This is a genomic window from Streptomyces sp. NPDC048417 (genome assembly GCF_040651615.1).
In the GTDB taxonomy this organism is placed as follows: Bacteria; Actinomycetota; Actinomycetes; order Streptomycetales; family Streptomycetaceae; genus Streptomyces.
This window is the reverse complement of record NZ_JBEZKI010000003.1, coordinates 378,511-401,980: the sequence shown is the minus strand read 5'-3', so window position 1 is coordinate 401,980 and position 23,470 is coordinate 378,511. Positions and strand designations below refer to the sequence as shown.

Here is a 23,470-nt window from a genome sequence, read left to right as displayed (position 1 = left end):
ACAGTTACACAGCCGACTGATTGTTCTTGCTGAGTCTCTTGAGGAACCTGATGCCCAAGGTCACGGTGCGCTACTGGGCCGCCGCGAAGGCCGCGGCCGGGATCGCCGAGGAGCCGTACGACGCGGACACCCTCGCCGAGGCGCTGGACGCGGTGCGTGCGCGACACCCCGGGGAACTCGCGCGCGTCCTGCGGCGATGCTCCTTCCTCGTCGACGGTGACCCCGCGGGGACGCGCGAGCATGAGACGGTACGGCTGGCCGAGGGCGGCACGGTCGAGGTGCTCCCGCCGTTCGCAGGAGGGTGACCGAGACCGATGACCAACCAGCCGTACGAGGACTACGACCCGTACCAGCAGCCCCCCGCCCAGCCCCAGTGGCAGTACGAGGAGCAGCAGTACGCCACCCAGCAGTGGCAGGGGCAGACCTGGGAAACGCAGACGCACGCGCCGGTGCAGGCCGCGCAGCCGCAGGCCCCGGCGGCGGAGACGGCGTACATGCCCCAGCAGACGTACGCACCGGCACAGCAGCAGGCACACCAGCAGGCACAGCAGCAGCCGCACGTGCAGCTGCAGCCGCAGCAGGGCCACGCGCAGCCGCAGCCGCAGCAGGGCCACGCGCAGCCGCAGCCGCAGCAGGGCCACGCGCAGCAGCAGCCGGCCTACACGCAGCAGCCGCAGGCACCGCAGCCGCAGCAGGCTCCGCAGTCGGCGCACACGCCGCCCCCGGCGCCCGCGCCCGGCTCGGGACCCGCTGAGCCCGGCTCGCCCGGCTCCGGCTACGGTCCCGCGACCCTCGCCGGCAACGCGCGCATCACCGACGCGCAGCGGGCCCGCCTGGAGGGCCGCTCGCCGATCATCGAGCCGGGGATGCAGCCGGCGCTGCTGACGGGCCTGCTGGGCCTGCTGCTGGCGGTGGCGGCCCCGGTCTCCTCGTACGCCCTGGTGGTCCCCCTGGTGATCCTCCAGGCGGTGACGGCGGCGGGCTGGTTCCGGCTGAACGGCATGTGGCCGGCCCGGCAGGGCATCGCCCTCGCCTTCCTGGGCGCGCTGGCGGCGGACGCCGCGGTACTGGTGGCGGGCCGCGACCAGGCCCCGGCGGCGATCCTCGGTCCGCTGGGCATCTGGGTCCTGCTGTCCCTGGTCCTCCAGCTCCGCTCGCACGCGGACGCCGACACCCGTATGTACGGACTGATGGCCACGGTCGCCTCCTCCGCGCTGGCGATCATCGCGACGGGCTTCCTGGGCGCGGACCCGGACGCGGCGTCGGTGGGCGCGGCGGCGGTCGCGGTGGCGGTGGTGGCGCGGGCGCTGCCGCTGCCGACGGTGGCGTCGGTGATCGTGTCGGTGCTGGCCGCGACCGGGGCGGGCATCGCGGTGGGCGGCATGACCGGGGTGGGCACCAAGGGCGCGCTGATCGGGGCGGGGGCCGCGGTGTGCGCGCTGGCCGGGCACCGGGCGGCGAGCTACGACTACCCGTCGAAGTTCGTCCACTTCACGGCGGGCGTGGCGCTGCCGCTGGCCGCGGCGGCACCGGCGGTGTGGATTCTGGGGCGGTAGTTCTCGCGCCCGTAAAGGGAGCGTTGCTGTGGCGCCCCTTCAGGGGCGCGGGGCTGTATTCGCTATGCGGCTGCCGCCGCGCGGGCGCGACCAGCCCCCGCCGGGCTGCACTCGATGTTCAAACCTGTCACAGGTGTTCGACAATCTCCCGGTTGTCGACCTCGGCGGGGATAGCGTGAACTCGCCGTTATCGAACGCCGACCCGGGGGACCCCACCACCATGCGAGCCCTGCGTATCTTCCTGATCGTCGTCATCATTCTGGGCGTGCTCTTCGTGGTCGTCGACCGCGTCGCCGTGCACTTCGCCGAGGGTGAGGCCGCCGGCAAGCTGAAGACGACGGAGGGCCTCGCGAGCACCCCGGACGTCTCCATCAAGGGCTTCCCGTTCCTCACCCAGGTCGCCGGCGGCACGCTGGACGACGTGGAGGTCGGCATCAAGGACTACGACGCCACCACCGGCACGGCCGGCAGGACGATCCGTGTCGAGGACCTGAAGGCCGACATGAAGGGCGTCACCTTCACCGGCGACTACAGCTCCGCCACCGCGCGGACCGCCACCGGTACCGCGCTCGTCTCCTACAGCGAGCTGCTGAAGAACGTGGACGCGCAGCCCACCGACCTCGGCCTCGGCTTCACCGGCAAGGTCATCGGTCTCGCCGACGGCGGCAACGGCAAGATCAAGGTCACCCTCGACGTCACCGTCCCCGGTGTGGACGCCCACCAGAAGGTGAACGTCCTCAGCACGGTCGCCGTCAAGAACAACACCGTGCAGGTGCACGCCGACAACCTGCCCAAGCTCGCCGGGGTCAGCCTCGTGGAGGACCGGTTCCGGCAGGCCTCCGACTTCCAGCAGGCGATCAGCCGGCTCCCCGGCGGTATCCAGCTGGACAAGGTGGAGGCGGCGGCGGACGGTGTGGAGATCGGGGTGAAGGGTTCGAACGTCCGGCTGGCCGGGTAGAAGGCGCCACGGCGGCGGCCGACGGGCCCGGCGCATCGGCCGGGACGGCGGAGGGCCCCTTCCGTTCGCCCGGACGGCGGACGGGACCCGTTCGTTCGCCCGGACGGCGGAGGAGCCCTTTCCGTGTGCCCGGACGGGGGACTGGCGGAGTTCGTTCGCCCGGACGGGGGACTGGCGGAGTTCGTTCGCCCGGACGGGGGACTGGAGCAGTTCCTTCGCCCGGACGGCCTACGAAACCCGTCCATCTGTCGAGACGGCGGCGTCCGTACCGTAGATGTGACGGCGGTTACGGCAGGGCGGCCGCGGCCTGATCACGCCCCGGGTTCGAAACTCGTCCCATAATCCGGACGATCGCGTCTCATCATGCGACATGCCGGTGACATGCCCGGTCATCCGTCCCTACGATCGAGCCCATGAAGCGTCAGGCGGATCTCACGAAGCGGCGGGCAGTCGACCTGTGCCGTGTCGCCGCCATGCTCTGTCGCCCCTTCTGACGGTGGAGGCCCCTGCCTCCGCATCCCCCCTGCCCTCCCACGCCGAGGGCATCCGTGCGCGCCTGCGCGCACCCACCCGCACTCGCACGCCCCGCCGCAACTGCCCCGGAGGAGAAAGAGCATGAGCCGCAGCGACGTCCTGGTCGACGCCGACTGGGTCCAGGACAACCTGGACAACGCCGACATCGCGATCGTGGAGGTGGACGAGGACACGTCCGCCTACGAGAAGAACCACATCCGAGGTGCGATCCGGATCGACTGGACCAAGGACCTGCAGGACCCGGTCCGCCGCGACTTCATCGACCAGGAGGGCTTCGAGAAGCTCCTGTCGGCGAAGGGCATCGCCAACGACACGCTGGTGATTCTGTACGGCGGCAACAACAACTGGTTCGCGTCCTACGCCTACTGGTACTTCAAGCTCTACGGCCACGACAACGTCAAGCTTCTCGACGGCGGCCGCAAGAAGTGGGAGCTGGACGCCCGCGAGCTGGTCGAGGAGGTCCCGGAGCGTACCGAGACCACCTACTCGGCCAAGCCGCAGAACACCGCGATCCGCGCCTTCCGCGACGACGTCGTGGCGGCCATCGGCTCGCAGAACCTCGTCGACGTCCGTTCCCCCGACGAGTTCTCCGGCAAGCTGCTCGCCCCGGCCCACCTGCCGCAGGAGCAGTCGCAGCGCCCGGGCCACGTCCCGTCCGCCCGCAACATCCCGTGGTCGAAGAACGCCAACGACGACGGCACCTTCAAGTCGGACGACGAGCTCAAGGAGCTCTACGCCGAGGAGCAGGTGGACCTGGCCAAGGACACCATCGCCTACTGCCGTATCGGCGAGCGCTCGGCCCTGACCTGGTTCGTCCTGCACGAGCTGCTCGGTGTCGAGAACGTCAAGAACTACGACGGCTCCTGGACCGAGTACGGCAGCCTCGTCGGCGTCCCGATCGAGCTCGGCGCCAACAAGTAGGACCCCGCAAGACCCCGGCAAGTCCCCAGACCGACCGTTCAAGACCTCAACAGGAGTACGACATGTGTGGAGCGAAGGCCGGCGGCCCGGACAGCTCGACGATCAAGCCCGGTGAGACCACGATCCAGGGTCAGGTGACCCGCGACGGCGAGCCGGTGACGGGCTACGTCCGCCTCCTGGACTCGACCGGCGAGTTCACCGCGGAGGTCCCCACCTCCGCCACCGGGCAGTTCCGCTTCTACGCGGCGGAGGGCACCTGGACCGTCCGAGCCCTCGTCCCCGGCGCCACCGCCGACCGCACGGTCGTCGCCCAGCAGGGCGGCCTGGCCGAGGTCGCGATCGCGGTCTGACCAGCTGAACGCAAGGGCCGCACCTCGGGTCGAAAACCCGAGGCGCGGCCCTTCGCCGTGCCCGAACCCCGGATCTACCCTCGACTCCGCTGTGCCGGCCTCCGTCCGGCGGTCCCGCGGTGGGGCCGTGCTCAAGTTTGTTCGCCGACCTACCCTGGATGCATGCTGGCCCGGCGTCGTCGCGTGGCCCCTTTTTGACGCGTCTCTCGCACTGCTTCGCAGGCTTCGGGACGCTGTGCCGGCCTCCGTCCGGCGGTCCCGGGGCGGGGCCGTGCTCAAGCTTCTTCGCCGACCTACCCTTGACTCATGCTGGCCCGGCGTCGTCGCGTGTACTTCGTCATGATGGGGATCTGTATCGGTCTCTTCGTCCTGGCCTGGGGAGTCGTGCGCATCTGGTCCGTCCCCGCCGCCGTGGGGATGTGTGTGGTGGCCATGGTCATCCCGCCCGTCGCCGCGATGGTCGCGAACCGCCGGGGTCCCGACGACCGCTGGTGGGACGACCCCTCCGGTGACCCCAAGTCCGACGAGTGGTGGGACGAGCTGGACGGGAAGAAGCGCCCCCGGTCCTGAGGCCCGACCTGCCCGCCTCCTGTCGTGCCCGGCTTCTATCGGAACGCCTCGACGTTGCGCAGGGCCCACGTGGCGAAGGGCCGGGGCGGACGGCCGAGCACTCCCTCGATGTCCGGGCTGAGCCGCAGCTCGCCCGCGTTGGGCTCGCCGAGGACGGCCAGCGTCGTCGCCACCACCGGCTCCGGCATGAACGCGGCCATCCGGGCGTGCGCCGCGTCCCGGGTCAGCTCCACGAACCGCACCGGCTCGCCGAGCGCCGCACCGATGGCCGCCGCCTGCTCGCGTGGCGTGACGGCCGCCGGACCGTTCAACTCGTAGACCCGGCCGGTGTGTTCGTCCTTGCGCAGGGCCACGGCAGCGACCTCCGCGAGGTCCGCCGGATCGACCACCGGGATCCCGACGTCACCGAACGGCGCGGCGACCGTCCGCTCGGCACGTACCGACTCCGCCCAGGCGTAGGCGTTGGAGGCGAAGCCGCCGGCCCTGAGGATCGTCCAGGCCAGGCCCGACTCGCGCACCGCGTCCTCGACCGCCCGCATCGCTCCGCCGTGCGAGGGCGACTCCGGCCGGGTCGCCACGCCCTGCGAGGAGAGCAGCACCACCCGAGCCACCCCGGCGTCCCGGGCCACCGCCAGCACCGCCCGCGCGTCGAGCCCGTGGCCGCCCGTGCCGCCGTCGTGCAGGAACAGCGCCTCGGCACCGTCGAACGCGGGCCGCAGACTCTCCGGCTCGGCCAGGTCGGCCCGCACCTGTACGACCCCGCTCGGCAGGTCGACCGGGGCGATCCCCCGCGACACCGCCGTCACCCGTTCCCCGGCCTCCGCCAGGGCCGCCACCAGCGACCGGCCCACGTTCCCGGTCGCACCCGTCACCACGATCATTGTCAACTCCCGTATTTTCCGGTGGTCTTCCGCGATGACAGCGACGCTAACAGCGCCGGTATAGTAGGTACCTAGAGGAAAGTGACTACCTCAGAGGGGTGTGGCTCATGACGACCGCGACACGACGGCCCGCGCCCGACCCCCTGTCCGACCCCGAGCTGGCCTGCCCGGTCTCCCCGGTCGTGGACATCGTCTTCAGCCGGTGGACCACACCGATCCTCTGGTCCCTGCACACCTTCGGCCGCCAGCGGTTCGTCCAGCTGGAGCGCCGTATCAAGGGCATCACGCCGAAGGTGCTCACCCAGCGGCTGCGCCAGCTGGAGCGCGACGGCCTGGTGGTGCGCACCTACCACCCCGAGGTGCCGCCGCGCGTCGAGTACGAGATCAGCGACCTCGGCTCCACCCTCGCCCCGCTCTTCGCCCACCTCGCCGACTGGGCCGGCACCCACCTCGACGACGTCGAGACGGCCCGGCAGCGCTACGACGAGGCGGGATCCCCGCGCCCCTGAAGCGCGGTTCGAGAAAGCGCGGTCCTAGTAGACGAGCGCCTGCGTCCCCTCCGCCATCGCCTCCTGCACGAAGACCTGCGCACCCGCGATCCGGACGCCCTCGATGACGTCCTTCTCCGTGATGTCCCGGCGGGCCGCGCACTGCGTACAGAGCGTGAGCGTGCCTCCCGCCAGGATCGAGTCGACCAGGTCCGGCAGCGGAGCGGCATGCGGCAGCTCGAACTCGGCGGCCCTCCCCGGCAGCGCGAACCACGCGGACTCGCCGGTCAGCCACATCGACACCTCGACGCCGCTGGCGACGGCCACCGCCGCCACCGTGAACGCCTGCGAGCACCGCTCCGGGGCGTCCGCCCCGGCCGTCACCTTGATCACGAGCTTCTTCGCCATGCGTGCAGCGTAATCGGGTCGCGTCAGGGCTGGTGCTCCGCGCGCTGGTGCTGGCGCAGCAGCACGTTCGCGTCGGTGGCCGCGCTGTGGTCGTACGCGACCAGCGCGGTCTCTCTTCGATCGCCGAGGTCCGCGCACTCGGCGCAGCCGGGGACGGGCCGGGGTGGTCGGCTCAGGTCGTCGGGGGACGACGGTACGGCCCAGGTACTTCGGTCGTTCGCCGCGCGCACCCCGGCACTGAGCCGCTCTCTGTCGGTAGCTGGGCGTAGCGTCGCCGGATCGGCCTGCCACTCCCTGCCGCCGCCGACGGGACGCAGCATCGCGTACGGCCCCGACTGGTCCCGGTACTCGCCGACCTGGTCGGTGGCGGTGTCGTAGAACAAGGTTCCGGGCTCCATGGCATTTGCTCCTTTCGTCCAACATCTATACGAAATGCGTGAGTTGGACTACTCTGGGTATCGAGGCTGCTACGAGCATGGCCCGGAGGTGGCGTCGGCACGCCGATGGCGAGCGGTTCTTCCCCGTCTGGCGGCGCTAATTCCATAAATTCCATGGCGTACCAGGGAGGGGTGCGGTGCCGCAGAGGCGCGTGGTGACGGGGCGTAGTCAGGAGCCCAGGCAACGGTTCGCGGAGGAGTTAAGGCACCTGAGGGCCGAGAAGGGGGTGAGCCTGAGGGAGCTGGCCGAGGAACTGGGCTGGGACGCCTCCAACTTCGGCAAGATGGAGAGCGGGCGGAGCCTGGGAAGCCCGGAGATCGTGGAGGCGCTGGACCAGTACTACGGGACGCCGGGGTTGTTGCTGGCCATGTGGGAGTTGGCGGTTGGGGATCCGTCGCAGTTCAAGGAGCAGTATCGGCGGTACATGTCGTTGGAGGCCGAGGCGACGAGCTTGTGGCACTACGCCGTGAGTCGTCCGCCGGGGATGCTGCAAACCCCTGCCTACGTGCGTGAGGCGCTGGCGGCGGGTGGCTTGAAAGACGAGGAGTTGGAGCAGCAGGTCGTTGCGCGCATTGGACGGCAGGCCGTACTGGAAGGCGAGGACGCCCCTCCGTTTCGCGTCATTCTCTCGGAGGCCGTGCTGCGCAACTCACTGCGTGACCCCTGGGAATGGCGCGAACAACTGGAGTATCTGGTGGCAGCGGGAGGACGCCCGAACATCACCCTGCACGTACTGCCGTTTGGTGCGGGGCTGCACCGGTTGGACAGCATGTCTGTCATGTTCCTGCGCCTGATGGAAGGCCGTACGGTTGCCTATACCGAAAACGACGTGCGGGGCGAACTGATCGAAGAAACCAGCCGGGTTGAGTCGCTGCACCGCACTTATGATGACGTTCGTGACCTGTCGCTAAGCCCTGCTGAGTCGCGGATATTCATCTTGCGTTTGTTGGAGGAAGTGCCGTGCGAGCCCTCGACCTGAGCAGCATGACGTGGCGCAAGAGCAGCTACAGCAACTCCGACGGCGGCGAATGCCTCGAAGTCGCCGCCGACATCCCCTCCCTCGTGCCCGTCCGTGACAGCAAGGCTCCCGATCGCGGAGCCCTCCTCTTCGGGGCCTCCGCCTGGTCGGCTTTCATCGACGGAGTCGCTCGCTGACCCTCAGGCCGTCCAGTGTGAGGTCGAGCAGGCGTTCGGCGCGGTCCCGTTGTTCGGGGCGCGCCGAGGTGAGGGCGATGCCCTCGAGGGCGGTGGCCAGGTCGGCGGGGGTGATGTCTGTGCGGATCGTGCCGGCGGCCACGCAGGGGTCCATCAGCGCGGTGATGGCGGCCCGGATCATGTCCCGGCTCTGGCCGTAGGGGCTGTTTCCCGTCGCGGCGATGGCGCGCAGGGCGTCGATCATGCCGTATTTCGTGGTGACGTAGTCCAGGAAGAGGCGGGTCCAGGCGTGCAGGGCCGCGTAGGGCGGCTGCGCCGCGAGCAGGCCGGGGACGGCGTCGCAGAGCTGGGCCACCTCGTTGCGGTAGACGGCCTCGATCAGGGCCTCCCGGGTGGCGAAGTTGCGGTAGAGGGTCGCGCTGCCCACGCCCGCCTCCTTGGCGATGCGCTCCAGGTGCACGTCCAGGCCCTCGTCGGCGAACATCCGCACCGCGGCCGCGAGGATCTTGTCTCTGTTGCGCTGTGCGTCAGCCCGCACCGGATCTCCTTCGACTTGCTAAATGGGGGCGCGTCCACTTAGCGTTGGGATAAGTGGTGGCGCCTCCACTTTCATCGTAGGCCATGCTCTGGCCTGCGCACATCCCCTTTGGAAGGGCGTTGATCATGTCACCAGGGATCGAGGGCAAGGTCGTGGCGATCACGGGTGCCAGCAGCGGCATCGGCGCGGCGACGGCGGTCTACCTCGCCGAGAAGGGTGCACGGCTCGTGCTCGGGGCCCGGCGCGAGGACCGGCTGGCCGCGGTGGTGGAGGAGATCACGGCGAAGGGAGGCTCGGCCGTCGGGGTCGTCGTCGACGTGACGCGCCGTGCGGACCTGGGGCGGCTGACGGACACGGCGGTCGACCGGTTCGGGCGCCTGGACGTCCTGGTCTCCAACGCCGGGACGATGGGGGTGTCGCCGTTCGACGAACTGCGCCAGGACGACTGGGACGCGATGGTCGCGACGCACATCACCGGTCTGCTGAACGGTATCGGGGCGGCGCTCCCGGTCTTCCGGCGGCAGCGCGCCGGCCAGTTCGTCAACGTCGCCTCCACCGCGGCCTACGTCGTGAAATCCCCGATGGGTGTCTACGCGGCCACCAAGACGGCGGTGAAGGTGCTGACCGAGGGGCTGCGGCAGGAGTCGGGACCCGACCTGCGGGTCACCCTGGTCTCGCCCGGGTTCACCGACACCGAGGGGGTGGGCAAGGGAGGGAGTCCCGAGACGGCGGCAGCGCTGACCCGGCAGCGCGACGAGATCGCCATGCCGCCCTCCGCCGTCGCGTCCGCGATCGGTTACGCGATCGAGCAGCCCGCCGGTGTCGACATCAGCGAGATCGTCGTCCGGCCCACCGCGCAGGCCTGACGCCCGAGGGCGCCTGGCCGGTACGTGCTTCAGGGTGCCACTGGTCGCCTTGCCGTCGGCTGATCAGGGCGCTCGCCAGGATCGGAGCCGCTCGGCGATGCTGTACGAATCGAGTCGTAGCGCGCGAATGTCATGGATGAGGTCGCGCCACAGTTCGAACTTCGTCTCCACGCGTTTCCCGGAGGCTTCCAGGTAGGCGACGGCGACACCGTATCCGAACAGCTCGTTGCGGGCGGGAAGCGGGCGCAGCAGAACGATCTCTTCGAGAAATGTCGCGGCCCGCCAGTACGCATCCGGGTCCGAGTGGTCGAGATGTGGGGTGTTGACGCGGTGGCGAGCCGCCATGCCGACGAGGACGGAGAGGTCGTTGACGGTGAGGTCGCGGTGGAGGATGTCTTCCTGGCGATCCAGGAACCACCGGTGGTCGACGTGCAGTTCCAAGGGTCAGGCCACCCGTCCGGTGTCTTCGGTGACGGGCGGGAGCCCGCCGAACTCGGCGTCGAAGGCCTCCTGGACGCCGGGTTCGCTGATCACGCGGCGGAAGGCGGCGGTCGCCGTGGTGAGGGCTCGTTCACGCTGGTGCTCCACAGCCAACCGGGCGAGGTACTCCTTGATGGAGAGCCCCTGTGCGTCTGCCAGCTCTCGCAGTATGTCCCTGGTGGCGTCGTCGATCTTGACTGTGGTATCGGCCATGCAGCGAGTATGCCGCACGGTATACCGCTCTGGCCACCGTCACTTACGCCGAGACCGGCGCCCTCACGCGGTGCGGTACGCGGCGGTCGCTGTCCGGACGAATGAGTGGAGCAGAGGGCTCGTGTCGCCCTCCCGCCACGCCACCACCACCCGGCTCGGCCGCATGTCCACGACCGGCACCGTCACCAGCCCGGCGCCCGGCTCGTGGTCGGTCGTCGTCATGCCCACCGTGCCGTTCCACAGCACCGCCTGCCGGCATTCCTGGATCGCCCGCACCACCGGCCCCTCCCGCACCGCCCCGCCGTTCCAGTACGACTGCCAGCGGCCGTCCGTGCCCGCCGGGAACCGGAACCACTGCCGGTCGGCGAGGTCGGCCAGCGTCAGGCTCTCCCGGCGGGCCAGCGGATCGTCGGCGCGCAGCAGCGCACCCACCGGGTCGGCCCGCAACTCCCGTACCACCAGGCCGGTTTCGTCGAAGGGTGCGCGGGTCAGGGCGATGTCGACGAGCCCGGCGTGCAGCCCGCAGGTGGGGTCGGTGAGGTCGGTCTCGCGGATGCGGATCTCGACGCCGGGGTGGCGTTCGCGGTAGGCGCGGGCCAGCCGGCGCACGCCGGGATCCGTGCTGTCGCCGAGGAGGCCGACGGTGAGGGTGGTGGCACCCGCCGCCGTGGCGACACGTACGCGCAGCCGGTCGGCCCGGTCGAGAAGCGCCCGTGCCTCGTCGAGGAGCACGGCTCCGACGGGGGTGAGCGCGACACCGGCCGAGGACCGCTCGAAGAGCGCCGCGCCGATCTCGCCCGCCAGCCCCTTGATCGCCCGGCTCAGCGGGGGCTGGCTCATGTGGAGCCGTGCGGCGGCCCGGCCGAAGTGGAGTTCCTCGGCGACGGCCACGAAGTAGCGCAGCGTCCGCAGCTCGATCCGCTCCATCCGCTTCATCCCCTCCATACAGCCACGATACCGATCGGGTATCGAGGCGGCGGAACAGGTCTTGGACAGCCGTACGTCCCGGCCGTGGAATCGAGACATGACGACCCACGACCACCCCCACGACCACCACGATGAGCCCGCTGTATCCGTCGTCGGCCCGGACGACGGCGAGGTGCTCGTCCTCGGCACCACCCGGATGCGTGTCCTGGAGGACGGCCGTACCACCGGCCACCGGCTCGGCATCGCCGAGTCCGTGCTCGCGCCGCACACCCCCGGCCCGCCGCAGCACCGGCACGCCGGGCACGACGAGGGCTTCTACGTCATCTCCGGATCCGTGCGGTTCACGGTCGGGGAGGACGACTACGACGCCACCGCGGGCACCCTGGTGATGGTGCCGCCCGGCGCCCCGCACACCTTCGCCAACGTCACCGACGCACCGGCGGTCATGCTCAGCACGTTCACGCCCGACCTGTACGTGCAGTACTTCCGGGAGCTGCGGGACCTGTTCGCGACCGGAGCGGCACCGACCGCGCGGGCGAACGTCGAGGTGATGAGCCGCTACGCCACCGAGCCCGCCTCATGAGCGTCGCGTACTGGATCGTCGCCGGTCTCCTCGCCCTCTTTTACCTCTACGCGGGCGGGCTGAAGGTCGTCCGGAGCCGGGAGCGGCTGCGGCCGATGATGGCGTGGGTGGACGGGATGCCGATGGCGGCCGTGCGGGCGATCGGGACCGTGGAACTGCTCGGCGCGCTCGGCCTGGTGCTCCCGCGCCTGACCGGCGTCGCCACTTGGCCGGCGGTCGTGGCCGCGACTGGGTTCGTCGTCCTCCAGATCGGCGCGATCCGGGTCCACCTGAAGACGGGGGACCGTCAGGTCGCGCTCAACGTCACGGCGTTGCTGGCGGCGGCGGTGACCGGCTGGCTCGCGGCGGTGTCCTGATCGTGATTAATCGTTGTACAACTCAGTGAGTCGGCCATGAGTCTCCTGTGGCGCGCGGATCAAGGAACCGCGCTCCCGTTTCCACAGGGGGATCCATTGGACGCCTCAGAAACACCTCCAGAAACACCTCCGGGAAGACCGAGAAGACGCCGTACCGGCGTGCTGATCGCCACCGCCGCCGTACTCGGCGTCGTCGTCGGCACCTGCGTCGGGTACCTGGTCCAGGCCGACCGCGAGCCGACCGCCCTGCCGCCCCTCTCCCAGCCGTCCCTCGCGCAGGCGAAGGGCCCGGGCCCCGAGCCGCTGTCGGCCGCCCAGGACCGGCAGGTCAAGGTGGACGGCGACCTGCGCAAGCTGCTGCTGAGCAAGCCGAGCGGGGCGCGCAAGGGGCTGTACGCGGCGGCCGGCGACGGGTGGCTGTACGTCTCCGCGTACGCGGAGACGTACAAGTACCCGGCCGGTGCCTTCCGTAACCTGGTCGGCAAGCGGGAATTCCGCCGGGCGGCCATCACCGACTGGCGGGAGAGCGACGAGTTCAACGTCGAGATCCGGTTGGTCCAGTACCGCCAGGAGGAGACGGGCACGGAGGCCGCCGACGCGGCGGACAACGCCTACTACTACGCCCAGCCGGACGGTGACTACGGCACCGACAGCTGGCCGATACCCGGCACGGGCGACGGCATGGCGTACGTCCACAAGAAGCCCGACACCTCCTACGGCGTGGGCGTGTACTCCGCCGAGGCGCATGCGTGGCGCGGGGACATCGCCATGGAGATCTGGATCTACGACACGAAGCCGATCCCGAAGGCCAAGGTGCTGGATCTGGCGAAGCGGCAGATGGAGCGGCTGTGACCGAGAACCCGGAACCGTCCGTGAGCCCTGAGCCGGTGCCTGTCGAGCCGGTGCCCGCCGAGGAGCCGACGGCCGTCGAGCCGGTGCCCGTCGAGCCTGCGCCCGCCGAGGAGCCGATGCCCGTCGAGCCGACCGCCGCCGAGCCGCCGCTTGTCGAGAAGCGGCCGCGTAACCGTCGTCGTATCGCTGTCGTCGGCGCTGCCGGCGTCCTGGCCGCCGCCGTGCTGGCCGGGGCCGCCTGCACCGTCGTCACCGTCCAGGGCGCGGACCGCGACCCCGGTGCTCCCGTCTGGAGCCTGCCGAAGGCGGCCAAGGAGACGAAGGCGGCCGACGGCAGCGGTCTCCGGGGGATGCTGCTGCCGTACGACGGCGACACGTACGGGCGGGGCCCGGACATGGCGGAGTTCGGGTCGGACGCCGCGTTGTCCGGCGAACAGGCAACCCTGCTGCGCAAGGAGTCGATCAAGGACCTGCCGCGTTCGCAGCGGCAGCAGCTGGAGCGGCAGATCGACCGGAACCCGGTCAAGGGCATGGCGATGCGCAGCTATGTGAACACGGCCGGGACGCCGGGCTACGAGTACACGATGGAGATCGTGCTGGCGCAGATGGGGAACCAGCGGACGGTCCGTTCCATGGCGGCCGTCCAGAAGGAGCTCATCGACGCGCTGAAGGTGTTCCGGAAGGGCCCGGAGATCGAGGGGTACGAGGACTCGGCCTCGTGTTTCCTGCCGCCGGCCGACTCGGCCGAGAAGCTCGACACGATGTTCTGCACCGGCTACGTGGGCGACGTCCTGGTCACCGCCACGGCGACCGCGGGCAAACCGCTGGACAAGAAGAGCGCGGCGGCCATGCTCCGCACACAGCTCGACCGCATCAAGGAGCCGGGGGCGTCGGTATGACCACGGACACGAACCAGCCGGAGGTCTTCGACGACCTCGCCGATGTCCCGCCGCAGCCCCCGAAGAAGGACCGTCGCGTGCTGCGGGCCACGCTCCGCTGGGTCTCCGCTGTGGCCGTCTTCGCGGTCGCCGGGGCCGGGACGGCCTACGGCGTGACCCGGCTCGACCGGACCGATGTCCCCGGTCTCGCCACGCACTCCGACGGGCGCTGGACGTACCCCACCCTGGTGCGGCCGCCGCTGCCGTCCGGGAGCCCCGGACCGAACGACGATGCCCGCAACCCGGCCGGTACGCACTTCGCCGACCTGCGGAAACTCGTTCTCCCCGCGCCGGAGGGTGCCACCGCGGACGCGGCGCTCAAGGGGACGGACGGCTGGCTGGCGACAGGGACGTTCCTCAAGGAGTTCTCCGTCGCGTCGGACCGTGAGGACATCGGACAGCTGCTCACCGACAACGGGCTGCGGCACATCGCGGCCCGCGGCTGGACGACCGCCGACGGCACGCACACCCGCGTCTACCTGCTGCAGTTCGACACCGCGGCGGTCGCCGACCACCTGCTCAGCGACGAGCTCACCTCGTACGAGGCGCCGAAGTACCGGATGCGGGGCGGCGACGTCTACGAGCGCGACCTGGACTTCCCGGTGGCCGCCCACGTCGAGGACGTGCACACGGCCCCGATCCGTGAGGTCAAGCCGTACGGCGCCGAGCAGGTCCGGGAGGCCTACCTCGCCTCCGGCGACGCCCTGGCTGTGATCGTCCAGTCCAGGAAGGGCCGGGCACTCGCCATCCCCTACCAGCAGACGGTGACCCTCCAGGGCGAACTGCTCGACTGACCTCGCCAAGAGCCCCGGGCCCCGGCCGCGTAAGCTGGGGCCCGGCTCTTTTACGTACGCCCACCCCCGCTCAAGGAGCACCCGTGGAGATCTTCTTCGAAACCCTGCTGGTCCTGGTCTGCGTCGGCGTCATCGCCTTCGCCGGACTGACCGTGAAGAAGCTTTACCAGGGCCAGCGCTGATCCCCACCGCCTAGGAAACCGCCGTCATGATCGAGATTCCGTCCGACCTGCACAAGGACCTGGTTCCGCTCGCCTTCCTGCTGGGCAAGTGGGCCGGCGCGGGCGTCCACGACTTCCCGGGCTCGGAGAAGTGCAACTTCGGCCAGGAGGCCACCTTCAGCCACGACGGGCGTGACTTCCTGGAGTACCACTCCCAGACCTGGGTGCTGGACAACGACGGGAACAAGGTCCGCCCGCTGGAGACCGAGCACGGCTTCTGGCGCATCGACGCCAACCGCAGGGTCGAGGTCACGATGACCCGCGACGACGGCGTGATCGAGATCTGGTACGGCGAGATGGCCGACAAGAAGCCCCAGATCGACCTGGTCACGGACGCCGTGGCCCGCACCGCCGCCTCCGCCCCGTACACCGGTGGCAAGCGCCTGTACGGCTACGTCAAGAGCGACCTGATGTGGGTGGGGGAGAAGCAGACCCCCGAGGTCGAGCTGCGCCCGTACATGTCCGCGCACCTGAAGAAGGTCGTCACCCCGGAGGAGGTCGAGCGCTGGGCCAAGGCCCTGCCCGCCGATATGCCGGACGACGGCATCGCCTTCTTCAAGTAGTTCCCGCAGAGTAGTTCTAGACTTTCGGTGTGGTGAGCACCGACTGGAAGAGCGACCTAAGGCAGCGCGGCTACCGGCTGACGCCGCAGCGGCAACTCGTGCTCGAAGCTGTGGACACCCTTGAGCACGCGACCCCCGACGACATCCTCGGTGAGGTGAGGAAGACCGCGTCGGGGGTCAACATCTCCACGGTCTACCGGACCCTGGAGCTCCTGGAGGAGCTGGGGCTGGTCAGCCATGCCCACCTCGGGCACGGTGCGCCGACCTACCACCTCGCCGACCGGCACCATCACATCCACCTGGTCTGCCGCGACTGCGAGAACGTGATCGAGGCGGATGTGGCGGTCGCCGCGGAGTTCACCGCCAAGCTGCGGCGGGAGTTCGGCTTCGAGACCGACATGAAGCACTTCGCGATCTTCGGCCGCTGCCAGGACTGCGCGCGCAAGAGAGCCAAGGCCGCAGCCGTCCAGACTTCAATTACCGAGTCGTAGGCTTACTCATATGAAGAGTCCCCTGCTGACCCTGCCCGGCGCCGTCCCCGCCGAGGGCGTGGACGAAGGTGTCGCCGCCCACTACGGCGACCTGTTCCGCGAGCAGCGCGCCCTCGCCGACGGTGCCGGTTTCGTGGACCTCTCGCACCGCGGTGTCGTCACCGTGACCGGCGACGATCGGCTCGGCTGGCTGCACCTCCTGCTCACTCAGCACGTCAGCGAGCTGCCCGTCGGCGAGGCCACCGAGGCGCTGGTCCTCTCCGCGCACGGCCACATCGAGCACGCGCTGTATCTGGTCGACGACGGCACGACGGTCTGGGCCCATGTGGAGCCCGGCACCGCTCCGGCGCTGATCGCCTACCTGGAGTCGATGAAGTTCTTCTACCGGGTGGAAGTCGCCGACCGAACGGGCGATTTCGCGGTCGTGCACCTGCCGGCCGGCTCGATCGCCGAGCCGCCGGACGGTGCCGTCGTACGCGAGACGCCGTACGGTCGTGATCTCTTCCTGCCCCGCGCCGACCTGGAGTCGTTCGCGGAGAAGGCGGGCCCGGCGGCCGGCCTGCTGGCGTACGAGGCCCTCCGGGTGGAGCACCACCGGCCCCGCCTCGGCTTCGAGACCGACCACCGCACCATCCCGCACGAGCTGGGCTGGATCGGCAGCGCGGTGCATCTGCAGAAGGGCTGCTACCGGGGCCAGGAGACCGTGGCCCGGGTGCAGAACCTCGGCAAGCCGCCCCGCCGCCTGGTCTTCCTGCACCTGGACGGCAGCGACGTGCACCTGCCGCCGCACGGCACGGAGATCCGGCTGGCCGACGACGGCGAGGACGGCCGCAGGATCGGTGTCGTGACGACGTCGGCACGCCACCACGAACTGGGTCCGGTGGCCCTGGCACTGGTCAAGCGCAACGTCCCGCTGGACGCCCGGCTGATCGCGGGAGACACGGCCGCGGCACAGGAAGTGATCGTCGAACCGTAAGCCCGCTGCGGGGACCGGTCCACAGGCTGTGGATCTCCGCGAGCACGCTGCGGGATATGCCGTTGACACACATGATTGGCAACGGGCGGCGACCACTTGGACACGGTGTGCACGTGTTCCCCGCCGCCGTCGAGCAACTGCCGGAGACGGGTGCGGTGAACGGCGTGGACCGGGGTGTGAAAGAGACCGCGACGACCACATCCGAAGCCCGACCTCCCGTACGCCGAGCGCGGCAAGAAGACGAAGGAAAGGCTGACCCGGTAAGACCGTCTGAGGCGCTGCCCCGGATGGCTGCCTGAGCCAGGAATCCCCTCCCTTGACCTGAGGGAGGGGAGGATTCAAATCTCCAGCAGAACGGTGAACGGCCCGTCGTTGGTCAGTGACACCCGCATCTGCGCCCCGAACCGCCCGGTGGCCACCGTCGCCCCCAGGGCCCGCAACCGGGCCACCACCTCGTCCACCAGCGGCTCGGCCACCTCGCCCGGCGCCGCCGCGTTCCACGTCGGCCGCCGTCCCTTGCGCGCATCGCCGTACAGCGTGAACTGGCTGATCACCAGCAGCGGCGCGTCGATGTCACTGCATGACCTCTCGTCGGTCAGCATCCGGATCGACCAGAGTTTCCGGGCCAGTTGGGCCGCCTTCTCCTTGGTGTCGTCGTGGGTCACGCCCACGAGCACACACAGCCCCTCGCCCTCGATCGCGCCGACCGTCTCACCGTCGACGACGACGCCCGCGCCGTCCACCCGCTGAACCACAGCTCGCATGCGGACCATCATGCCCGGTGCCCCGGCGGCCCCCGCGGGGGGCCCACTATTGATCCTTAACCTCACATCTACGGCCGTTCGGGGGCACTCGGTCACATTGCGGCCACTTGGGGTGGCACCATGCTTCCACACGCCGGTCGAGGGGACGGTAGAGGCGTATGAGCACACCGAGTACCGGGCGACTGAGGACGCAGGGCGCGCAGAGCGCGCAGAGCCTGCCCCGGCCGCCCGCACAACGCGGCGAGGGCATCGCACTGCCCGCGGAGCCGCCGGAGCACGACCTGGCGCGCCTGAGCCTGCCCGAACTGCGCGTCCTGCGCCGGGACGCGCAGCGCGACGAGGCCGACCTCAGCTACGTGAGACGGCTGCTCCAGGGCCGTATCGACATCCTGCGGGCGGAACTGGCCCGCCGCTCCCCGGCGGGCGCGGCCGCCGTCGTGGACCGCCTCCCGGAGATCCTGACCGACGCCCCGGCCCGCCACCGCTCCTCGGCCCGCCACGTCACCCTGGGCACCCCGCACAACGAGGAGTACGGCCGCCTGGCCGCCGACATGCTGGCAGAGGTCGAGCTGTCCGACCTGGCGGCCCGCACGGACCCGGAACTGACGACGGCGATGGGGAGGCTGGTCCGGTACGAGCAGGAGGTGTCGAGACGGCGGCAGCGACTGCAACGGACGGCCGACGACTCCAGCGGGGAGATCGCAAGGCGCTACCGGGAGGGCGAGGCCCAGGTCGACGATCTGCTGACGTAGGGCTGAGCGCCCCTGTCCTTCAGGGGCGCGGGGCTGTGTCGATGGGCGGCTACCGCCGTGTGGGCGCGAAAGGCCCCCGCAGGCCCAGCCGAAATTCAGTCGGCACGACCCCGATCGAACACCTACCGTGCTGTCATGACCGACGCCGTCGAAGTCCGCCCCATAACCGAACCCGAGTTCGGGGACTGGCACCGCGCCCTGGCCACCGGATTCCTCCAGCAACCGGTGCTCACGGCCGACCAACTCGACGCCCGTCGGCGGCAGTTCGTCCCGGGCAGACTCCTCGGCGCCTTCGACGGCCCCCGCTGCGTGGCGACGTTCCGGTCCTTCGCCCAGGAACTGACCACCGTCGGCGGAGCGACCGTCCCCGCCGACGCCATCTCCAACGTCACGGTCACCGCCACCCACCGCCGCCGCGGCCTGCTCACCCGCATGATGAGCCAGGACCTCGCCGCGGCGAAGGAGCGCGGAGACGTGGTCGCGACCCTGATCGCCGCCGAGTACCGGATCTACGGCCGTTACGGCTTCGGCCCGGCGGCCACGATGACGGAGTGGACGGTCGAGGTCACGCGGGCCGGCCTGGACCCGCGCTGGTCGCGCCCCGAGGACGGCGGGCGGATCGACCTCGTCGACGCCGACGACGTCCGCAAGCTCGGCCCCGAACTGCACGAACGCGTCCGCCGTACGCAGCCCGGCGCGGTCAGCCGTGATTGGCTGTGGTGGCGGGTGAACACCGGCGAGATCCGCTTCGACACCGACTGGACCGAGCCGTACTACGCGGTGTACCGGGCGCCTGGCGGCGAGGTCGAGGGCATCGTGTCGTACGAGTCGGACGACAACTGGCAGGACAGCCAGCCGCACAACACGGCCGAGGTGAACTGGCTGCTCGCCACGGGACCCGCGGCCGAGCGCGCTCTGTGGCACTACCTGTGCTCGATCGACTGGATCACCAGGGTGAAGAGCGGCTGGCGGTCGCCGGACGACCTGCTGCCGCACTACTTCCCCGACCCGCGCGCCGCGCGGATCACCAGGCAGGTGGACTGGCTGTGGGTGCGGATCCTGGACGTCGTACGGGCCCTGGAGGCGCGGACGTACGACACGGCGGGGTCGCTGGTGCTTGAGGTGGTGGACCGGCAGAGGCTGGCCGGCGGCCGGTTCCGGCTGGACGCCTCCCCCGAAGGGGCGTCCTGCACCCCGACCACCGACGCCCCCGAACTCACCCTCGGCATCGCCGAGTTGGCGAGTGTCTGGCTGGGTGACCAGTCCGTGGCGCGGCTGCACGCCCTCGGACGGGTCCAGGAAGAGCGAGTGGGCGCCGCCCGGGAGGCCGACGCCCTGCTGCGCGCGTCCGGGCGCCCCTGGTGCCCGGACATCTTCTGAGACGGTCTCCTTCCTGCCGGCGGCGGTGCCTGAATCACCTTGTCCAGATGTGCTCATCCGTAGCGAGCTGTGAAGTTGTGGCCGTGCGGATCTGCGGATGTTCAGTTGTCGGTGTTCAGTTGTGACTGTGCTCAGGTGCTGTGCGTTGGTCGTGCGCCTCGGCGGCCGCCCTGGTTGACCGGGCTCCCGGCTCCCCTCCGGAAGGGAACCCCGTCGGCCAACCACCGAGGAAGTGTGACCATGTTGCAGAAGTTGGTAGCCAACTCCACTGTACTTATCTCCACTTGGAAGCGACTCATAACCACCTTCCCGGGAACTGCCGAAAGATGGCGGGAAGTTGTACTGTTTGTCCGTGGACCCGGAACGCGCTGCCGCCAGTGGGCGGGAGAGGCCACAGCGGCCTCTGGCGTCACACCGTACGGTGGCCGACGCGCTGCGTACCCAGATCAGGTCAGGGGTGCTGCAGCCGGGCCAGCGCATGCCCACCCAGGCCAAGCTGGCCGACGAGTTCGGCGTCGAGCGGGGGGCCGTACGGCAGGCGCTGCGCATCCTTCAGTCGGAGCATCTGCTCACCAACGCCTCGAAGGGCGCGCCGGCGACAGTCGCCCCTGATCCGGGCCTGATCCGGCTCGCCGTGGGCCGGGAGGCGCCGCCGCAGCCCACCATGGTGGCCCTCGTCTCCCGGATAGAGGCGGCCTTCGCGGCCCCGCAGGTGCGGATCGACGCGCTCTGTCTGACCTCGGTCTCCCTCAACCTCGCGCTCGGGGAACCGCTGCGGCTCATCCACGCGGGGCGCCTGGAACCGGCCAAGATCGACGTCCGGGTGCTGCTGCCGAGCCGGAACATCGACCTCGCGTTCCCGACGGCGCTGGACGCCTCGGGCGAGGAGGCGGTGCACAACCGCTGGCTGGCCCAGCGCAACGCCCAGGGCCAGGTGCTCCGGCACAACCTGCTGGCGCTGCGGGCGACGCACGGCATCGACGTCCAGGTCACCTTCCGGGCCCTGCCCTTCACCCCGCCGGTCAAGTTGTACCTGCTCAACGGGGTGGAGGCGCTGTTCGCGTACTACACGCTGGGGCGCCACGAGCGGGAGATCGGCCACGAGCACCTGCAGACGTACGACGCCGAGGGCACGCGGTCGATGCTCTTCGCGTTCGAGCAGGGCGCGGGGCTGCGGGACACCGCGTTCGTGGACCAGTCCAGGCGGTGGTTCGACGCCCTGTGGGAGACGATCAGCTCGGAATTGCAGCTGACGGCCTAGTCCTCAGCGAGCCGGTCCTTGCCGAACTGGTCCTTGCCGAACTGGTCCTTGCCGAACCGGTCCTCGCCGCGCCACTCCTCACAGCGCGGGACCGGTGAGCAGCAGGGCGAGCAGGACCGCGCCGACGGAGCTGACCGCCGGGCTCTTGGCCTTGATCCCCACGGTGAGCAAGAGCAGACCGATAATGCCAGTGGCACCGTACTTCGACTGGATCATCTGCTCGAAGCCGACGACGAAGACGGCGGAGAGCAGTGCGAGGGCGGCAGGCATGGCGGTTCCCCCATCGTCGGGAAGCAAAGCTTCCACCAACTCGACCAAGTTGGTAACCAACTATGCTTAAGTTGTCCCCAGTTGGTCAGGACTTATAAACAACTCTCAAACAACTCCCGCCAAATAAATCAAAGTTGTAGCGTTTGGTCGTGACTCAGGAGAACGTGGCAGTGAACGGCGCAAGCAGACTCACTCCCCAGGAGATCGCCGACACCCTGCGGGAACGCATCCGCAGGGGCGAGCTCCGGGTGGGCGACCGGCTGCCCACGCAGGCCGAGTTGGCCGACGAGTTCGGCGTGGAGCGGGGTACCGTGCGCCAGGCCGTGCGGGTGCTGCAGGACGACGGTCTCCTCAGCAACGTCAGCAAGGGCAGCCCGCCGCGGATCGCCGAGCCCGGCCCGCGCCCCCATGACGAGCCCCAGCCGACGATGGTCGGCCTCGGCCCCCGCATGACGGAGGCGTTCGCCGCCCCGCACGTCCGCATCGACGCCGCCTGCCTCACCGCCCAGAGCCTGCTGCCGGCGCTCGCCGAACCCCTGCGCCTGATCCACGAGGGCCGGATCCACCCCGAGAGCATCGACGTCCGCGTCCTGCTTCCCGGCCGCGACATCAACCTCGCCTTCCCGGTCCCGGTCGAGGGCGACGACGACGCCGTACACAACCGCTGGCTCGCCATGCGCAACGCCCAGGGCCAGGTCCTCCAGTACAACCTCCAGTCGCTGCGTTCCACCCACAAGATCGAGGTCAACGTCACCTTCCGGGCCCTGCCGTTCACCCCGCCGGCCAAGCTGTATCTGCTCAACGACGCGGAGGCGTTGTTCGGGTACTACATGGTCATGCGCCGCGAGGAGCTCACCGAGAGCGGGATGCTGGACATGTACGACGCCGTCGGCTCCGAGTCGCTGCTCTTCTCCTTCGAGAAGCGGGCAGGTCACCGGGATGCCGCATTCGTGGAGCAATCGCAGAAGTGGTTCGACGCCCTCTGGGAAACCATCACCACGGACCTGACACTCTCCTAGTGACTTCTGATACGACGCAGACTGAACCAGTGACGGAAGAGACGGCGCGCGCGACCGAGCAGCTGCGAGATCTGATCACGCGTGCCCAAGTGGTCCTCTGGGACTTCGACGGGCCGATCTGCCGGCTGTTCGCCGGCCACTCGGCGGACCGGGTGGCCGCGGACCTGGTGCGCTGGCTGGAGGGCCGCGGCCTGCGGGGCCTGGTCACCGGCACCGAGCGCGACTCCCTCGACCCGCACCTGGTGCTGCGGGCGGTGGACCACCGGCGCCGTGGCAGCGACCTGGTCGCCGAGTTGGAGGAACGTCTCACCAACGAGGAGCTGCTGGCCACGTCGACCGCGATGCCCACGGCGTACGCGGACATCCTCATACAGACCTGGCGGGCGCACGGCGCCCGGATGGCGATCACCACCAACAACTCCCCGCGGGTGGTCCGGGCCTACCTGGAGGAGCGCGAGCTCATCTCCTGCTTCCACCCGCACCTCTACGGCCGCACCGGGGACCTCCAGCACCTCAAGCCCGACCCGCACTGCCTCAACCGCGCCCTCAGCGCGATGGGCGCCGCCCCCGACGCGGCCCTGATGATCGGCGACTCCCCCTCGGACCTCGAGGCGGCCCGGAGGGCCGGGGTGCCGTTCCTGGGCTACGCGCGTAACGAACGGAAAGCCAAGCTTTTGACCGAGGCCGGGGCGGAGTGGGTCGTGGGCTCGCTGGAGCCGCTGCTGGCGATTCTGCGGGGCTAGCCGCCAGATCGCGCGCCCGCTGCCGGCGCCTGCGGATCCACGCCGTCAGTGACACCAGTAAACCCGTCGCCCAGAACGCCAGTTGAATCAGGTCGTCGGCCTGCACGCCGATCCCGAACATCTGGATGGTCATGGCTTTCCACCCCCCTTTGACCCTGCAGCTGTCCGTCAACCTCTCAAGTTCCGGAGTTGACTGAGAAGTTGACTGCCTACCGCTGGAATGC

General features: G+C 70.0%; 33 protein-coding genes. 24 read left to right on the top strand and 9 right to left on the bottom strand.

Translation table 11 applies throughout. The features are described from left to right. Positions 1–50 precede the first annotated feature (50 nt). From AB0D59_RS06785 to AB0D59_RS06755, 7 genes are all read left to right on the top strand, one after another. On the top strand, positions 51–305 hold the full coding sequence (locus AB0D59_RS06785; protein WP_351747028.1) for a MoaD/ThiS family protein: 255 nt from the start codon (positions 51–53) through the stop codon (positions 303–305). Between the two features lie 9 nt (positions 306–314). Further along, a complete protein-coding gene (locus AB0D59_RS06780; RefSeq protein WP_362561612.1) occupies positions 315–1,556 on the top strand; it encodes a hypothetical protein in 1,242 nt (413 codons plus the stop codon). A 220-nt stretch (positions 1,557–1,776) separates the two neighbouring features. Continuing rightward, the gene (locus AB0D59_RS06775) at positions 1,777–2,514 is read left to right on the top strand and encodes a DUF2993 domain-containing protein (RefSeq protein ID WP_362561609.1); all 738 of its coding nucleotides are present in this window, start codon (positions 1,777–1,779) and stop codon (positions 2,512–2,514) included. A gap of 413 nt (positions 2,515–2,927) precedes the next feature. Continuing rightward, the gene (locus AB0D59_RS06770; RefSeq protein ID WP_350751515.1) at positions 2,928–3,008 is read left to right on the top strand and encodes an Ms5788A family Cys-rich leader peptide; all 81 of its coding nucleotides are present in this window, start codon (positions 2,928–2,930) and stop codon (positions 3,006–3,008) included. 121 nt (positions 3,009–3,129) lie between these two features. After that, a complete protein-coding gene (locus AB0D59_RS06765; protein WP_362561606.1) occupies positions 3,130–3,969 on the top strand; it encodes a sulfurtransferase in 840 nt (279 codons plus the stop codon). Between the two features lie 62 nt (positions 3,970–4,031). Then, positions 4,032–4,319, top strand: coding sequence for a DUF1416 domain-containing protein (locus AB0D59_RS06760; RefSeq protein WP_351708937.1), 288 nt, complete (start codon positions 4,032–4,034; stop codon positions 4,317–4,319). A 306-nt stretch (positions 4,320–4,625) separates the two neighbouring features. After that, positions 4,626–4,889: a DUF3099 domain-containing protein gene (locus tag AB0D59_RS06755; RefSeq protein ID WP_351328377.1), complete on the top strand. Its 264-nt coding sequence runs from the start codon at positions 4,626–4,628 to the stop codon at positions 4,887–4,889. A 35-nt stretch (positions 4,890–4,924) separates the two neighbouring features. Here AB0D59_RS06755 and AB0D59_RS06750 read toward each other — a convergent pair whose 3' ends face one another. Then, entirely contained in the window at positions 4,925–5,770 is an 846-nt protein-coding gene (locus AB0D59_RS06750) for an NAD(P)H-binding protein (protein WP_362561603.1), read from the bottom strand. A gap of 107 nt (positions 5,771–5,877) precedes the next feature. Between AB0D59_RS06750 and AB0D59_RS06745 the strand changes: the two genes are divergently transcribed. Next, positions 5,878–6,279 (top strand): helix-turn-helix domain-containing protein, encoded by a 402-nt coding sequence (locus tag AB0D59_RS06745; protein WP_351747012.1) that lies wholly within the window; start codon positions 5,878–5,880, stop codon positions 6,277–6,279. Between the two features lie 24 nt (positions 6,280–6,303). Here the strand turns inward: AB0D59_RS06745 and AB0D59_RS06740 are convergent, their stop codons facing one another. Both AB0D59_RS06740 and AB0D59_RS06735 read right to left on the bottom strand, forming a co-directional pair. Continuing rightward, the gene (locus tag AB0D59_RS06740) at positions 6,304–6,666 is read right to left on the bottom strand and encodes a DsrE family protein (RefSeq protein WP_046732507.1); all 363 of its coding nucleotides are present in this window, start codon (positions 6,664–6,666) and stop codon (positions 6,304–6,306) included. A 23-nt stretch (positions 6,667–6,689) separates the two neighbouring features. Next, entirely contained in the window at positions 6,690–7,064 is a 375-nt protein-coding gene (locus AB0D59_RS06735; RefSeq protein ID WP_362561599.1) for a hypothetical protein, read from the bottom strand. Positions 7,065–7,240: 176 nt separating this feature from the next. Here AB0D59_RS06735 and AB0D59_RS06730 point away from each other — a divergent pair, with 176 nt between their 5' ends. Together AB0D59_RS06730 and AB0D59_RS06725 are read left to right on the top strand one after the other, a co-directional pair. After that, a complete protein-coding gene (locus AB0D59_RS06730) occupies positions 7,241–8,083 on the top strand; it encodes a helix-turn-helix transcriptional regulator (RefSeq protein ID WP_362561597.1) in 843 nt (280 codons plus the stop codon). Continuing rightward, positions 8,065–8,259 carry a DUF397 domain-containing protein gene (locus AB0D59_RS06725; protein WP_362561594.1) on the top strand — a complete coding sequence of 65 codons (195 nt, stop codon included), beginning with the start codon at positions 8,065–8,067 and terminating at the stop codon, positions 8,257–8,259. The genes AB0D59_RS06730 and AB0D59_RS06725 overlap by 19 nt, the downstream gene beginning before the upstream one ends. On the opposite strand, the gene AB0D59_RS06720 is transcribed toward AB0D59_RS06725, so the two are convergent. Continuing rightward, the gene (locus tag AB0D59_RS06720; protein WP_362561591.1) at positions 8,237–8,797 is read right to left on the bottom strand and encodes a helix-turn-helix domain-containing protein; all 561 of its coding nucleotides are present in this window, start codon (positions 8,795–8,797) and stop codon (positions 8,237–8,239) included. The two genes, AB0D59_RS06725 and AB0D59_RS06720, sit on opposite strands and share 23 nt — an antisense overlap. A 125-nt stretch (positions 8,798–8,922) precedes the next feature. On the opposite strand from AB0D59_RS06720, the gene AB0D59_RS06715 reads away from it, so the two are divergent. Further along, positions 8,923–9,663, top strand: a complete 741-nt coding sequence (locus tag AB0D59_RS06715; RefSeq protein ID WP_362561589.1) for an SDR family oxidoreductase — start codon at positions 8,923–8,925, stop codon at positions 9,661–9,663. Positions 9,664–9,726: 63 nt separating this feature from the next. On the opposite strand, the gene AB0D59_RS06710 is transcribed toward AB0D59_RS06715, so the two are convergent. From AB0D59_RS06710 to AB0D59_RS06700, 3 genes are all read right to left on the bottom strand, one after another. Further along, a complete protein-coding gene (locus tag AB0D59_RS06710) occupies positions 9,727–10,104 on the bottom strand; it encodes a toxin Doc (protein WP_362561586.1) in 378 nt (125 codons plus the stop codon). A 3-nt stretch (positions 10,105–10,107) separates the two neighbouring features. Then, the gene (locus tag AB0D59_RS06705) at positions 10,108–10,356 is read right to left on the bottom strand and encodes an antitoxin MazE7 (protein ID WP_362561584.1); all 249 of its coding nucleotides are present in this window, start codon (positions 10,354–10,356) and stop codon (positions 10,108–10,110) included. A gap of 63 nt (positions 10,357–10,419) precedes the next feature. After that, positions 10,420–11,274 carry a LysR substrate-binding domain-containing protein gene (locus AB0D59_RS06700; RefSeq protein WP_362561752.1) on the bottom strand — a complete coding sequence of 285 codons (855 nt, stop codon included), beginning with the start codon at positions 11,272–11,274 and terminating at the stop codon, positions 10,420–10,422. A gap of 106 nt (positions 11,275–11,380) precedes the next feature. On the opposite strand from AB0D59_RS06700, the gene AB0D59_RS06695 reads away from it, so the two are divergent. The 8 genes from AB0D59_RS06695 (at position 11,381) to AB0D59_RS06660 (ending at position 17,057) form a co-directional block, all read left to right on the top strand. Beyond that, entirely contained in the window at positions 11,381–11,866 is a 486-nt protein-coding gene (locus tag AB0D59_RS06695; RefSeq protein ID WP_362561582.1) for a cupin domain-containing protein, read from the top strand. Continuing rightward, positions 11,863–12,222: a DoxX family protein gene (locus tag AB0D59_RS06690; RefSeq protein WP_362561580.1), complete on the top strand. Its 360-nt coding sequence runs from the start codon at positions 11,863–11,865 to the stop codon at positions 12,220–12,222. Before AB0D59_RS06695 ends, AB0D59_RS06690 begins: the two co-directional genes overlap by 4 nt. Positions 12,223–12,381: 159 nt before the next feature. Further along, positions 12,382–13,074, top strand: coding sequence for a hypothetical protein (locus AB0D59_RS06685; RefSeq protein ID WP_362561577.1), 693 nt, complete (start codon positions 12,382–12,384; stop codon positions 13,072–13,074). Continuing rightward, positions 13,071–13,973, top strand: coding sequence for a hypothetical protein (locus tag AB0D59_RS06680; protein ID WP_362561575.1), 903 nt, complete (start codon positions 13,071–13,073; stop codon positions 13,971–13,973). The genes AB0D59_RS06685 and AB0D59_RS06680 overlap by 4 nt, the downstream gene beginning before the upstream one ends. Continuing rightward, a complete protein-coding gene (locus AB0D59_RS06675; protein WP_362561573.1) occupies positions 13,970–14,806 on the top strand; it encodes a hypothetical protein in 837 nt (278 codons plus the stop codon). Before AB0D59_RS06680 ends, AB0D59_RS06675 begins: the two co-directional genes overlap by 4 nt. 208 nt (positions 14,807–15,014) lie before the next feature. Then, a complete protein-coding gene (locus AB0D59_RS06670) occupies positions 15,015–15,590 on the top strand; it encodes an FABP family protein (protein WP_362561570.1) in 576 nt (191 codons plus the stop codon). A gap of 29 nt (positions 15,591–15,619) precedes the next feature. After that, a complete protein-coding gene (locus tag AB0D59_RS06665) occupies positions 15,620–16,081 on the top strand; it encodes a Fur family transcriptional regulator (protein WP_351746990.1) in 462 nt (153 codons plus the stop codon). A gap of 10 nt (positions 16,082–16,091) precedes the next feature. After that, positions 16,092–17,057 (top strand): folate-binding protein, encoded by a 966-nt coding sequence (locus tag AB0D59_RS06660; protein WP_362561568.1) that lies wholly within the window; start codon positions 16,092–16,094, stop codon positions 17,055–17,057. Between the two features lie 338 nt (positions 17,058–17,395). Here the strand turns inward: AB0D59_RS06660 and dtd are convergent, their stop codons facing one another. Beyond that, positions 17,396–17,821, bottom strand: coding sequence for a D-aminoacyl-tRNA deacylase (gene dtd, locus AB0D59_RS06655; RefSeq protein ID WP_362561566.1), 426 nt, complete (start codon positions 17,819–17,821; stop codon positions 17,396–17,398). A gap of 158 nt (positions 17,822–17,979) precedes the next feature. On the opposite strand from dtd, the gene AB0D59_RS06650 reads away from it, so the two are divergent. The 3 genes from AB0D59_RS06650 to AB0D59_RS06640 all read left to right on the top strand — a co-directional run bounded on the left by AB0D59_RS06650 (position 17,980) and on the right by AB0D59_RS06640 (position 21,214). Next, complete coding sequence (locus AB0D59_RS06650; RefSeq protein WP_362561563.1) at positions 17,980–18,573, top strand: aerial mycelium formation protein; 594 nt, start codon at positions 17,980–17,982, stop codon at positions 18,571–18,573. 135 nt (positions 18,574–18,708) lie between these two features. Continuing rightward, positions 18,709–19,953, top strand: a complete 1,245-nt coding sequence (locus AB0D59_RS06645) for a GNAT family N-acetyltransferase (protein WP_362561560.1) — start codon at positions 18,709–18,711, stop codon at positions 19,951–19,953. A gap of 346 nt (positions 19,954–20,299) precedes the next feature. Further along, positions 20,300–21,214, top strand: coding sequence for a GntR family transcriptional regulator (locus AB0D59_RS06640; RefSeq protein WP_362561557.1), 915 nt, complete (start codon positions 20,300–20,302; stop codon positions 21,212–21,214). Positions 21,215–21,292: 78 nt separating this feature from the next. On the opposite strand, the gene AB0D59_RS06635 is transcribed toward AB0D59_RS06640, so the two are convergent. Next, positions 21,293–21,484: a hypothetical protein gene (locus tag AB0D59_RS06635; RefSeq protein WP_362561555.1), complete on the bottom strand. Its 192-nt coding sequence runs from the start codon at positions 21,482–21,484 to the stop codon at positions 21,293–21,295. A 143-nt stretch (positions 21,485–21,627) separates the two neighbouring features. On the opposite strand from AB0D59_RS06635, the gene AB0D59_RS06630 reads away from it, so the two are divergent. Both AB0D59_RS06630 and AB0D59_RS06625 read left to right on the top strand, forming a co-directional pair. Beyond that, positions 21,628–22,503: a winged helix-turn-helix domain-containing protein gene (locus AB0D59_RS06630; protein ID WP_362561552.1), complete on the top strand. Its 876-nt coding sequence runs from the start codon at positions 21,628–21,630 to the stop codon at positions 22,501–22,503. Beyond that, positions 22,452–23,246, top strand: coding sequence for an HAD family hydrolase (locus AB0D59_RS06625; protein ID WP_362561550.1), 795 nt, complete (start codon positions 22,452–22,454; stop codon positions 23,244–23,246). The genes AB0D59_RS06630 and AB0D59_RS06625 overlap by 52 nt, the downstream gene beginning before the upstream one ends. Positions 23,247–23,470 lie beyond the last annotated feature (224 nt).

What these genes read in the sequence shown, in the direction of transcription:
- AB0D59_RS06740 (WP_046732507.1), bottom strand. Translation starts at nt 6,666, where the DNA reads ATGGCGAAGAAGCTCGTGATCAAGGTGACGGCCGGGGCGGACGCCCCG.
- AB0D59_RS06695 (WP_362561582.1), top strand. Translation starts at nt 11,381, where the DNA reads ATGACGACCCACGACCACCCCCACGACCACCACGATGAGCCCGCTGTA.
- AB0D59_RS06755 (WP_351328377.1), top strand. Translation starts at nt 4,626, where the DNA reads ATGCTGGCCCGGCGTCGTCGCGTGTACTTCGTCATGATGGGGATCTGT.
- AB0D59_RS06735 (WP_362561599.1), bottom strand. Translation starts at nt 7,064, where the DNA reads ATGGAGCCCGGAACCTTGTTCTACGACACCGCCACCGACCAGGTCGGC.
- AB0D59_RS06760 (WP_351708937.1), top strand. Translation starts at nt 4,032, where the DNA reads ATGTGTGGAGCGAAGGCCGGCGGCCCGGACAGCTCGACGATCAAGCCC.
- AB0D59_RS06715 (WP_362561589.1), top strand. Translation starts at nt 8,923, where the DNA reads ATGTCACCAGGGATCGAGGGCAAGGTCGTGGCGATCACGGGTGCCAGC.
- AB0D59_RS06770 (WP_350751515.1), top strand. Translation starts at nt 2,928, where the DNA reads ATGAAGCGTCAGGCGGATCTCACGAAGCGGCGGGCAGTCGACCTGTGC.
- AB0D59_RS06670 (WP_362561570.1), top strand. Translation starts at nt 15,015, where the DNA reads ATGATCGAGATTCCGTCCGACCTGCACAAGGACCTGGTTCCGCTCGCC.
- AB0D59_RS06705 (WP_362561584.1), bottom strand. Translation starts at nt 10,356, where the DNA reads ATGGCCGATACCACAGTCAAGATCGACGACGCCACCAGGGACATACTG.
- AB0D59_RS06780 (WP_362561612.1), top strand. Translation starts at nt 315, where the DNA reads ATGACCAACCAGCCGTACGAGGACTACGACCCGTACCAGCAGCCCCCC.
- AB0D59_RS06765 (WP_362561606.1), top strand. Translation starts at nt 3,130, where the DNA reads ATGAGCCGCAGCGACGTCCTGGTCGACGCCGACTGGGTCCAGGACAAC.
- AB0D59_RS06690 (WP_362561580.1), top strand. Translation starts at nt 11,863, where the DNA reads ATGAGCGTCGCGTACTGGATCGTCGCCGGTCTCCTCGCCCTCTTTTAC.
- AB0D59_RS06635 (WP_362561555.1), bottom strand. Translation starts at nt 21,484, where the DNA reads ATGCCTGCCGCCCTCGCACTGCTCTCCGCCGTCTTCGTCGTCGGCTTC.
- dtd (WP_362561566.1), bottom strand. Translation starts at nt 17,821, where the DNA reads ATGCGAGCTGTGGTTCAGCGGGTGGACGGCGCGGGCGTCGTCGTCGAC.
- AB0D59_RS06660 (WP_362561568.1), top strand. Translation starts at nt 16,092, where the DNA reads ATGAAGAGTCCCCTGCTGACCCTGCCCGGCGCCGTCCCCGCCGAGGGC.
- AB0D59_RS06785 (WP_351747028.1), top strand. Translation starts at nt 51, where the DNA reads ATGCCCAAGGTCACGGTGCGCTACTGGGCCGCCGCGAAGGCCGCGGCC.
- AB0D59_RS06675 (WP_362561573.1), top strand. Translation starts at nt 13,970, where the DNA reads ATGACCACGGACACGAACCAGCCGGAGGTCTTCGACGACCTCGCCGAT.
- AB0D59_RS06650 (WP_362561563.1), top strand. Translation starts at nt 17,980, where the DNA reads ATGAGCACACCGAGTACCGGGCGACTGAGGACGCAGGGCGCGCAGAGC.
- AB0D59_RS06750 (WP_362561603.1), bottom strand. Translation starts at nt 5,770, where the DNA reads ATGATCGTGGTGACGGGTGCGACCGGGAACGTGGGCCGGTCGCTGGTG.
- AB0D59_RS06775 (WP_362561609.1), top strand. Translation starts at nt 1,777, where the DNA reads ATGCGAGCCCTGCGTATCTTCCTGATCGTCGTCATCATTCTGGGCGTG.
- AB0D59_RS06745 (WP_351747012.1), top strand. Translation starts at nt 5,878, where the DNA reads ATGACGACCGCGACACGACGGCCCGCGCCCGACCCCCTGTCCGACCCC.
- AB0D59_RS06645 (WP_362561560.1), top strand. Translation starts at nt 18,709, where the DNA reads ATGACCGACGCCGTCGAAGTCCGCCCCATAACCGAACCCGAGTTCGGG.